The 10,160-nt window shown below is 61.2% G+C and carries 10 protein-coding genes and 1 pseudogene; 7 read left to right on the top strand and 4 right to left on the bottom strand.

The genetic code is table 11. The features are described from left to right. Nucleotides 1-32: 32 nt before the first annotated feature. On the bottom strand, nt 33-1,286 hold the full coding sequence (gene icd / locus NCCP691_RS19355) for an NADP-dependent isocitrate dehydrogenase (RefSeq protein ID WP_220810209.1): 1,254 nt from the start codon (nt 1,284-1,286) through the stop codon (nt 33-35). Nucleotides 1,287-1,566: 280 nt separating this feature from the next. On the opposite strand from icd, the gene NCCP691_RS19360 reads away from it, so the two are divergent. Then, nucleotides 1,567-2,145: a pseudouridine synthase gene (locus NCCP691_RS19360; RefSeq protein WP_220810210.1), complete on the top strand. Its 579-nt coding sequence runs from the start codon at nt 1,567-1,569 to the stop codon at nt 2,143-2,145. Between the two features lie 57 nt (nt 2,146-2,202). Beyond that, a complete protein-coding gene (locus tag NCCP691_RS19365) occupies nt 2,203-2,646 on the top strand; it encodes a DUF192 domain-containing protein (protein WP_220810211.1) in 444 nt (147 codons plus the stop codon). Nucleotides 2,647-2,778: 132 nt separating this feature from the next. On the opposite strand, the gene rpsT is transcribed toward NCCP691_RS19365, so the two are convergent. After that, nucleotides 2,779-3,042, bottom strand: coding sequence for a 30S ribosomal protein S20 (gene rpsT, locus NCCP691_RS19370; protein WP_220810212.1), 264 nt, complete (start codon nt 3,040-3,042; stop codon nt 2,779-2,781). 167 nt (nt 3,043-3,209) lie between these two features. Between rpsT and murJ the strand changes: the two genes are divergently transcribed. Then, on the top strand, nt 3,210-4,763 hold the full coding sequence (gene murJ / locus NCCP691_RS19375; protein WP_220810213.1) for a murein biosynthesis integral membrane protein MurJ: 1,554 nt from the start codon (nt 3,210-3,212) through the stop codon (nt 4,761-4,763). 64 nt (nt 4,764-4,827) lie between these two features. Beyond that, entirely contained in the window at nt 4,828-5,667 is an 840-nt protein-coding gene (locus NCCP691_RS19380; protein WP_220810214.1) for a SirB1 family protein, read from the top strand. Between the two features lie 3 nt (nt 5,668-5,670). Here the strand turns inward: NCCP691_RS19380 and NCCP691_RS19385 are convergent, their stop codons facing one another. After that, complete coding sequence (locus tag NCCP691_RS19385; protein ID WP_220810215.1) at nt 5,671-7,581, bottom strand: ATP-binding cassette domain-containing protein; 1,911 nt, start codon at nt 7,579-7,581, stop codon at nt 5,671-5,673. A gap of 357 nt (nt 7,582-7,938) precedes the next feature. On the opposite strand from NCCP691_RS19385, the gene NCCP691_RS19390 reads away from it, so the two are divergent. From NCCP691_RS19390 to NCCP691_RS19400, 3 genes are all read left to right on the top strand, one after another. Continuing rightward, a complete protein-coding gene (locus NCCP691_RS19390) occupies nt 7,939-8,028 on the top strand; it encodes an SOS response-associated peptidase (RefSeq protein ID WP_220810216.1) in 90 nt (29 codons plus the stop codon). A gap of 116 nt (nt 8,029-8,144) precedes the next feature. Further along, complete coding sequence (locus NCCP691_RS19395; protein WP_220810217.1) at nt 8,145-8,477, top strand: hypothetical protein; 333 nt, start codon at nt 8,145-8,147, stop codon at nt 8,475-8,477. Nucleotides 8,478-8,661: 184 nt separating this feature from the next. Then, the gene (locus tag NCCP691_RS19400) at nt 8,662-9,789 is read left to right on the top strand and encodes an acyltransferase family protein (protein ID WP_220810218.1); all 1,128 of its coding nucleotides are present in this window, start codon (nt 8,662-8,664) and stop codon (nt 9,787-9,789) included. 78 nt (nt 9,790-9,867) lie between these two features. Here the strand turns inward: NCCP691_RS19400 and NCCP691_RS19405 are convergent. Then, nucleotides 9,868-10,023, bottom strand: a pseudogene (locus tag NCCP691_RS19405) (glycoside hydrolase family protein); the annotation flags it as partial. Between the last annotated feature and the right edge of the window lie 137 nt (nt 10,024-10,160).

Raw genomic sequence — 10,160 nt, forward strand, 5'->3', positions numbered from 1 at the left:
CGATCCGGCCTTGCTTTCGTTCGATCCCGCGATTACATGTTCGAGATCATCACGTCGCCGAAGCCCGAGCAGGAGACCTGGGTAGCGCCTTCCATCAGGCGCGCGAAGTCATAGGTCACCTTCTTCGACGTGATCGACTTTTCCATCGAGGTGATGATCAGGTCGGCCGCTTCGGTCCAGCCCATGTGGCGCAGCATCATCTCGGCCGACAGGATCAGCGAGCCGGGATTCACGTAGTCCTTGCCCGCGTACTTGGGCGCGGTGCCGTGGGTGGCTTCGAACATGGCGACGGAATCGGACAGGTTGGCACCCGGCGCGATGCCGATGCCGCCGACCTGGGCGGCGAGCGCGTCGGAGATGTAGTCGCCGTTCAGGTTCAGCGTGGCGATGACGCTGTACTCGGCCGGACGCAGCAGGATCTGCTGCAGGAAGGCATCGGCGATCGAATCCTTGACCGTGATTTCCTTGCCGGTCTTCGGATTCTTGAACTTGCACCACGGGCCGCCGTCGATCAGCTCGGCGCCGAACTCCTTCTGCGCGAGCGCATAGCCCCAGTCGCGGAAACCGCCTTCGGTGTATTTCATGATGTTGCCCTTGTGGACCAGGGTCACGGAGGGCTTGTCGTTGTCGATCGCGTACTGGATGGCCTTGCGCACGAGCCGCTCCGTGCCCTCGCGCGAGACCGGCTTGACGCCGATGCCCGAGGTCTGGGGGAAACGGATCTTCTTGACACCCATTTCCTTGACCAGGAAATCGATGACCTTCTTCGCGCCCTCCGAGCCTTCCGCCCATTCGATGCCCGCGTAGATGTCTTCCGAATTCTCGCGGAAGATCACCATGTCGGTCTTCTCCGGCTCGCGCACGGGAGACGGCACGCCCTTGAAGTAGCGCACCGGACGCAGGCAGACGTAGAGATCGAGCTCCTGGCGCAGCGCGACGTTGAGCGAACGGATGCCGCCGCCGACCGGCGTCGTCAACGGGCCCTTGATCGACACCACGTATTCCTTCAGCACCTGCAGGGTTTCTTCCGGCAGCCAGACGTCGGGGCCATAGACCTTGGTCGATTTCTCGCCCGCGAAAATCTCCATCCAGCTGATCTTGCGCTTGCCGCCGTAGGCCTTGGCAACCGCCGCATCAACCACCTTGACCATCACCGGGGTGATATCCACGCCGGTACCGTCGCCTTCGAGATAGGGAATGATGGGGTTGTCCGGGACGTTCAGCGAGAAGTCGCTGTTGACGGTGATTTTCTTGCCTTCGGTGGGGACTTTGATATGTTGATACATCGTAGGCTCCGGGGTTAAGGAGAAAAGGAAAGACCGCTCTGCTCTAAATTTTTGTTCTAAAGCGCAACGCCGGTCTTATATAAGACACAAGACCTAATTTCGGATTATGCACCAGTATTTTACGAGATACCATTCTTTTTACCGGGGGCAACTTTTTCAGCCGATCCCGATGGCGGAAGCTTAACGTCCCGAGAGGTTTGATTCAACGCGTAGAATACGGCTTTCCGAAAACCCGGCATGGCCGCCACGACCCCGAGGCGGCCAGCGCAGTTTTGAGTACATGACGCTAATTCTGTTCAATAAACCTTTTGGCGTGATGTGCCAGTTCTCCCCCCATCCGTCGCGCGCGACGCTCAGCGAGTTCATCCGCACACCCGGCGTCTATCCCGCCGGGAGGCTGGACGCGGACAGCGAGGGCCTGCTGCTGCTGACCGATGACGGCGCGCTGCAGAAACGTATCAGCCACCCGGACAGCAAGAAGCGCAAGACCTACATCGCGCAGGTGGACGGCAGGCCGGCGCCGGACGCGCTGGCCCGGCTGCGCGGACCGCTCGATCTCGGCGATTTCATCACCCGCCCCTGCGAGGCGAGCGAGATCGAAGCGCCCGAATGGCTTTGGCCGCGCGACCCGCCGATCCGTCATCGTGCTTCGATACCCGTGACATGGCTTGCGCTGACGCTATCGGAAGGGAAGAACCGGCAAGTCAGGCGCATGACCGCGGCGGTCGGTCTGCCTACCCTGCGGCTGGTGCGTATCGCGATCGGCGGGTTTTCGCTTGCCTCGCATCCGCTGCTGCCGGGGGAATGGCGGTACGTCGATGCGGCCGATTTCGATGCCGAAGAAAGCGCCCGCTCGTGACTTTATCCATGGCCATGCGGTAAGCTCTGGCGTCCGTCTTTTTACCTTTCTCCCCACATGAAGCGCTCTTCCGTCCATTCAGCCCTTGTCGCCTGCTGCCTGGCCGCGGCCGCAGGCTCACTGCAAGCCCAGCAATCCCGGCTGCCGGTTGTCACGCTGACTGCGGGCATGAACCTGATCCGCGCGGAAGTCGCGGCGCGGGATGCGGACCGTCAGCAGGGTCTGATGTATCGGGAAAAGATGGGCGCCAATGAAGGGATGGTCTTCGTGTTCGACGGCCCGGCGCAGGTGTGCATGTGGATGAAGAACACACTGATTCCGCTGTCGGTCGCGTTCATCGACGAGCGTGGCACGATTGTCAACATCGAGGACATGCAGCCGCAGACGACGGATTCGCATTGCGCGCGCAAGCCGATCCGGTATGCGCTGGAGATGAATCAGGGCTGGTTCAGGCAGAAGAACATCAAGCCGGGCATGGCCATCGGCGGTCTTCCGCAGTAGGGGCGGATCGAGGGCTTGCCGCCAATGCAAGCCTGGTCAGGCGATTCAGAAACGACAAAACCCGCATGACGAAATCATGCGGGTTTTGCTATCGCAGACGTCCGATGGCGATGCCACCGGTTGCAGCAGGTATTAGGCCAGTGCCTTCAGGGCAGCAGCCAGGCGGCTCTTGTGACGAGCTGCCTTGTTCTTGTGGATGATCTTCTTGTCAGCGATGCGGTCGATGGTCGAGACCGAAGCCTGGAACACCTGGGCGGCAGCCGCCTTGTCGCCTGCCTCGATGGCCTTGCGAACGGCCTTGATCGCGGTGCGCAGCGTGGAACGCTGGCTGGAGTTGTGAGCGTTGAGCTGGACTGCTTGGCGGGCGCGCTTGCGTGCCTGTGCGGTATTTGCCATGTGTGGTTCCTAGTCGAAAATCGGACGGTCTGCGAAGAGACGAATTCAGTAAAGCCGAGGATTATAACGTTTTTTTGGGAAACGATCAATCGGAGCCTGGCCTTGTCCGTGTCCGGGCCGGGAATGGCCGGCAGGGGCGTCCGAGGGCGCGGCTATAATTGCCGCCCATGAATCTGCACAAAACCCTTGCCACCGTCTCCGGCATGACGATGCTGTCGCGCGTGACGGGACTGCTCAGGGAAGTCCTGATCGCCCGCGCATTCGGGGCCTCCGCCTACACCGACGCCTTCATCATCGCCTTCCGCATCCCCAACCTGCTGCGGCGCCTGTTCGCCGAGGGCGCGTTTTCCCAGGCCTTCGTGCCGATCCTGGCCGAATACAAGACACAGAAGGGCGAGGCCGCGACCAAGGAACTGATCGACCATGTCGCGACGGTCCTGGTCTGGGCCGTCCTGCTCACCGCACTCGTCGGCGTCCTGGCGGCGCCGGTCGTGGTCTACCTGATGGCATCCGGACTCCAGGATCAGCCCGAGACCTTCGCAATGGCGAGTGTGATGACGCGCATCATGTTCCCCTATATCGCCTTCATGGCGTTTGTCGCGCTCGCCGGCGGCATCCTCAATACCTGGCGCTCATTCAAGGTACCGGCCTTCACGCCGGTGCTGCTGAACCTGGCCTTTATCGGCGCATCGCTGTTCGTCGCGCCGCACATGGACGAGCCGATCTACGCGCTGGCGATCGCCGTCGTGGTCGGCGGTATCCTGCAGGTGGCCATACAGGTGCCGGCATTGCGCCGGATAGGCATGCTGCCCCGGATCGGCCTGCGTCCGCGGCAGGCGATGCGCGACCCCGGCGTGCAGAGGGTGCTCAAGCAGATGGCCCCGGCGCTTTTCGGCGTTTCCGTCGCCCAGATCAGCCTGATCATCAACACCAACATCGCCTCGCACCTGCAGACCGGCAGCGTTTCCTGGCTCGGCTATGCGGACCGCCTGATGGAGTTTCCGACGGCGCTGCTCGGCGTGGCGCTCGGGACCATCCTGCTGCCGAGCCTGTCCAGGGCCCACTCCGCGGGCGACAGCGAAGAGTATTCCGGCCTGCTCGACTGGGGCCTGCGGCTGACCTTCCTGCTGGCGCTGCCGGCCGCCGTCGGCCTGGGCGTCCTGTCGGAGCCGCTCACCACCGCACTGTTCCATTACGGCGACAAGTTCGACGCTCAGGACGTCGCGATGACCGCCCGAGCGCTGGTGGCCTATGGTGTCGGCCTGATCGGTTTCATCCTGGTCAAGATTCTCGCCCCGGCGTTCTATGCGAAGCAGGACATCCGAACGCCGGTAAAGATCGCGGTCGGCGTGCTGATCGTCACGCAATTGCTCAACATCGCCCTGGTCCCGCTGATCGCCCACGCCGGGCTGGCCCTGTCGATCGGCCTTGGCGCCTGCATCAATGCCGGGTTTCTGTTTCTCGGCCTGCGCCGCCGGAAGCTCTACACGGCAAGGCCGGGCTGGGGTCTTTTCATGGTGCGCCTGGTCGCCGCCCTCTTCCTGCTGGCGGGCGTCGCGATGTGGACAGCGGCCCAGTTCGACTGGCTGGCGCTCAAGAGCGCGCCGCTGATGCGCATCGGGGCGCTGGCCCTGGTGCTGGCGGCCTCGGGCGCGGTCTATTTCGGCGCCCTGCTGGTGATGGGCTTCCGCTTCGGGGATTTCAGGCGCAGCTCGCGCTGATCGCGGGGTCGGCTTGCCATGCCGACCTTTCATCTGCGCCGCGATGGTTTATGATGACTGTTGTATGGTCATCAACAACCTCGATTACTTTGCGTCCCTGGTTCAGCAGGACGACTCCATTCCCCTGTTCGAAGCCGCCCTGCTGATTGCGCACGATGTGGAACCGCAACTGGACATCGGCGCGATACAGGCCCAGGTCGACATGATCGCGGCGCGCCTGCTCAAGCGGCTCGCGCCGGACGCGTCCAGCGTCCAGAAACTGAGGCTGCTCAATCATTATTTCTACCGGGAGCTGGGTTTCGCGGGCAACGTGAACGACTATTACGACCCGGACAACAGCTATCTGCATCGGGTCCTCGCCACCCGCCGCGGCATCCCCATCTCGCTTGCCGTGCTGTACATGGAACTGGCGCAGCAGATCGGGCTGAACGTCAAGGGCGTGTCCTTCCCCGGCCACTTCCTGATGAAACTGTCGGTGCAGTCCGGCGAAATCGTGCTCGATCCGTTCAACGGGGCCAGTCTGTCGCGTGAAGAACTCGAGGAGCGCCTGGAGCCCTACTTCGAGCAACAGAGTTACCCGGGAGCCATTCCGCTCGCCTACTACCTGCATGCCGCGCATCCCCGGGAGATACTGGTGCGCATGCTGCGCAATCTGAAAGCGCTGTTCGTCGAGCGCATGCACTGGGAGCGCCTGCTAGGCGTGCAGCAGCGCCTGCTCATCCTGCTGCCGGACGACATCGCGGAGCGACGCGACCGCGGCCTGGCGTACGCGAATCTCGAATGCCCGCAGGCGGCGCTGGACGACCTGGAAGCCTACCTCGAGGAACGGCCGGAAGCGCCCGACGCGGAGATGCTGCGGTCCAAGCTCCCCGGCCTGCGCGATGCGAGCCGTCGCCTCAACTAGGGCTTACTCGCCCCTGGCGCGCGCCTCGATCGCCTCCCATTTTTCGAGGCTTTCGAGGAGCTGCGCGTCGATCTCCGCAAAACGCTCATTGAGCTTCTGCACTTCATCCGGGCGCTGGCGGTAGAGTTCGGGATCGGCGAGCTTTTCCGAGATGGTCTTCTGTTCCGACTCCAGCGCCGCGATCAGGGCGGGCAGCGCGTCGAGTTCGCGCTGCTCCTTGTAGCTGAGCTTCCTGGCCTTGGCCGGCGCGGTTTCCCTTGGAGCCGGCTTGGGTTCGGTTTTCTGTTCGGGCCGGGCCGCCGGCTTCTGCGGGGCCGTTTCGGCCCTGACGCGCTCCCAGTCGGAATAACCGCCGACATACTCGCGCCAGACGCCATCGCCCTCGGCCACGATGACCTGGGTGACGACATTGTCGAGGAACCTGCGGTCGTGGCTGACCAGGAACACCGTGCCGCTGTACTCCTGCAGCAACTCCTCGAGCAGTTCCAGGGTATCGATATCGAGGTCGTTGGTCGGCTCATCGAGGACGAGCACGTTGGAGGGCTTGGCGAACAGGCGTGCGAGCAGCAGGCGGTTGCGCTCGCCGCCGGACAGGGACTTGACCGGCGATCGCGCGCGCTCCGGCGCGAACAGGAAGTCGCCGAGATAGGTCATCACATGCTTGCGCTGGCCGTTGATCTCGACCCATTCGCTGCCGGGCGAGATGGTATCGGCCAGGCTTGCCTCGTCATTGAGCTGCGCCCGCATCTGGTCGAAGTATGCCACCTGCAGGCGGGCGCCCTGCCTGACCGTGCCGGCGTCCGGCTGCTCTTCGCCGAGGATGAGCTTGAGCATCGTGGTCTTGCCCGCGCCGTTCGGGCCGATCAGGCCGATCTTGTCCCCGCGCATGATGATGCTGTTGAAGCGCCGTACGATGACTTTCTCGCCGTAGCGCTTCTCGACGTCGACCAGTTCGGCGACGATCTTGCCCGAGCGTTCGCTGGCCGAGGCATCGAGCTTGACCTGCCCCTGCTGGTCGCGGCGGGATGCCCGCACCCGGCGCAGCTCTTCAAGCCGCCTGACCCTGCCCTCGTTTCGCGTGCGGCGCGCTTCCACGCCCTTGCGGATCCAGACCTCTTCCTGCGCGAGAAACTTGTCGAACTTCGCGTTCTCGATCGCCTCGACTTCCAGCTGTTCCGCCTTGCGCTTCTGGTAAGCGCTGAAATTGCCCGGATAGGACAGCAGGCGGCCGCGGTCGAGTTCGATGATGCGGGTGGCGACGTTGTCGAGGAAGGAGCGGTCGTGCGTGATGAACAGGATGCTTCCCTTGAACTCGCGCAGCAGCGACTCCAGCCAGAGAATCGCGTTGAAATCGAGGTGGTTGGTCGGCTCGTCGAGCAACAGGACGTCGGGCGCCGAGACCAGGGCGCGGGCCAGCGCCACGCGCTTCTGGGTGCCGCCCGACAGCGTGCCCATCGCCGCCTGCTTGTCGAGCGCCAGGCGGGCCAGGATGGCTTCGACCCGGTTGCCCAGGCTCCAGGCATCGGCGGCGTCGAGCAGGGTCTGCAACTGGTGCATGCGGTCCATGATCGCCTCGTCCTCGCTGCCGCCGAGGCGCGCCGCCAGATCGTTGTACTCGGCGAGCATGCGCTGCATCGACGCCAGCCCTGATGCGACCGCGTCGAACACGCTCATCTCCGGCGCGAACTGCGGCTCCTGCTCCACATAGGCGATCTTGATCCCTTGCTGCATCACCATCAGCCCGTCGTCGAGCTTCGACTGTCCCGCGATGATCTTCAGCAGGGAAGACTTGCCTGTACCGTTGCGGCCGATGAGACCGACGCGTTCCGAGGCTTCGAGAGAGAACTCGGCGTGATCGAGCAATGCGACGTGACCGAATGCAAGCTGCGCGTCGGTGAGAGAAATGACTGCCATTGAAGGGAACCTGTGGAATAGGGTGTAGCGCGGAATGAAGCAGGCATTGTACCGATTGTGGGTGGAGAGGCGATATTTCCGCGAGGTCTCGGCTATAATGCCGGGCGTGGCGCATCGAGCGCCCGTCCGTGTCTCGCCGTAGTTCAAGGGGAGAACAGCCGCATCAGTGCTGGCTTATCGCCGACCTCGTATCACTTCCGTATCACCAATTTCCCGAAGCGACGAAATGAAGGCCTCGCCTTTCACTGAAGAAGTGGGCTTTCCAGGCTGCCTGTTGGCGTCGTGCCTCTATATACAAAGGGGATGCCCCGGGCGAGTGGACCGGGGATTTCGAATGCCGAAAGGAATGCTGGCAGAATGCCTGCAGACGACTTCGAGTGGTACCGCGTCACCCCGGAGGTGAACAAGGTCGCCAAGAGCGAGGACTATTTCATCCGCCCGCTCTGACCTGTTCGCGGCCTCCAGGCCGCTTCGACGTTGCGCTCAAGATATGACGAGTGTAAACGTTTGTAAGCCTAATGGACGTACACTTAGATCTGTCGCCATTGAACCGGTCCGCATCTATGACTACTCTGCACGCCACCTTGGAATTTGCTCACCGTCTTCGTTTATCGGCCCAGGCCGGGCAAGGCCCTGAGCATATGCTGCTGCATAAGGCAGCCGCGGAGATTGAAGAGCTCCACATGCAACTACAAGAGGCCCGCAAAGATACTTCCCGACTTCTGCTAGCAGCCGCTGATCTTGACGGGTTTCTCTTCGACCCGATGAACAAGACGGACTACATCGATCAGGTAGCAGGAGAGCGTGGACATGCTGCGCCTACCGACGAAGACGTATTAGAAGCAATCAGGCGGATGATTGATTACCAGCTGACCGCGTTCGCGAAGGAAAGCTAACGGATTGCTTAAGAGAGGAGCACGGCCGTAAAATTGCCCCTGGGCCGGAGCTCTCCCCATTCCCAGCCTACGAAGACCGCATGCGGCAGTTTGACATCCCACATCAGCTTCGCAATACTTTCCGGTAAGCACTATATCTTTCCCTTGGGTTACACTACCGCCTCTCAGGTAATGTCAGCTCAAGATGAAAGTCGTCCAGTCGATCCAAGCAATGCGAGGCATTGCCGCCCTTTTCGTAGTGCTTTACCACTACCGATCCAGTTTGAACAAACATTACGAAGATCCTGCGTTGGGTGACACGCTCTTCGGCGCCGGCTATTTCGGCGTTGACCTGTTTTTCATGATCAGTGGCTTCATCATCGTCTACGTTACCGCAGCTCGTACCGGGGATGGCACCCTCTCTTTCCTGGCTAAGCGCCTGTTCAGAGTTGTCCCCCTAGCGGCCATTGGCACTGTCGCAGCCTTCTTCCTCCTGCCCGGGACCGATAGCCTCAACTACCTGTGGAAAAGCCTAGCATTTATCCCGCTTAAAAATAATGATCCGCCATTCTTCGGGTACAGCGTATTGCAACCGGAATGGACCCTAACATACGAGCTAATTTTCTATTGCATCTTTGGCCTCGCCCTGGCGATCTCCCATAAGTACCGAGTCGCGATTGCTGCGGGCGTAATCCTAACGATGGTTCTTGGGGGCCAGGCACTTCTTGGGGATTTCACCCTTAATCCCTACCGCTCTCCCCTTGCTCCCTGGGATCACTGGACTGCACAACTGGTAAGCCTGACAGCAAATCCAATGCTCCTGGAGTTCGTTTTCGGGATGCTTTGTGCTGAGGCCTATCTACGCTTCCGATCGAGCAAATCCTACCTATTAGGGCTGTTCGCCGCTACGGCACTAGTCTATTTTGTGAACCTATGGATCCACAAAAGTGTGGGCGGGCACGGTGTCCTTGGTGCTGGGCTGCCATGCTTCTTTATACTGCTGAGCCTAACGCTGTTCGAGAAATCGTCAAAGAGCTTCTACGTGCCCCAGCCCCTGATCAAGCTAGGCGACTTGTCCTACTCAATCTATCTCAGCCACTCTTTCGTATGGGAACTATTTACCCCACGAGCCGGAGAGCAGCATCTTGCGATTGAGCTTGTTGGATTAGAAAAGCTCTTAGCAATGCTTGGCACTACGCTTATTCTGAGCTGGGCGCTTTATCACTGTATCGAGTTGCCGGCTATGCGGATTGGGCGCGCTCTAATTCGAGCAGCCCATTTTGTGAAGCCGTCCGCCGTACTTATCTGGACGAAAACAAAGTCAACAGCCTGACGAACAGGGTCAAGCTTGCGGACTTCTAGCTTGGCTTGGCACGAACGAAGTTACAGCAGTTGGGGTGCCAGCACTGAATCACTTAAGCAGCGCCCTCTCAGCCTCCCGACGTTGCACCAGCCCCTTGAGCACCCGGCCACCTCCCCTCACCCACTTCATGATCTCGACCGCCGCCGCGCCCCAGTCCCCGGCGTTCACCCGCTTGCGCAGCGTCGACGACTTCAGCCGCCCGGTACCGAGGTTGTGACCTGCTCCCCGAGATTAGTACGGCAATGATGTAGAGTCTGCCTCCGTGGGAGGTAGCATGAAGAAGCGTTTCACAGAAGAACAAATCATAGGCATCCTGAAGGAAGCCGAGGCAGGCGCGAAGG

This window comes from Noviherbaspirillum aridicola (assembly GCF_019656455.1).
Taxonomy (GTDB): domain Bacteria; phylum Pseudomonadota; class Gammaproteobacteria; order Burkholderiales; family Burkholderiaceae_D; genus Noviherbaspirillum; species Noviherbaspirillum aridicola.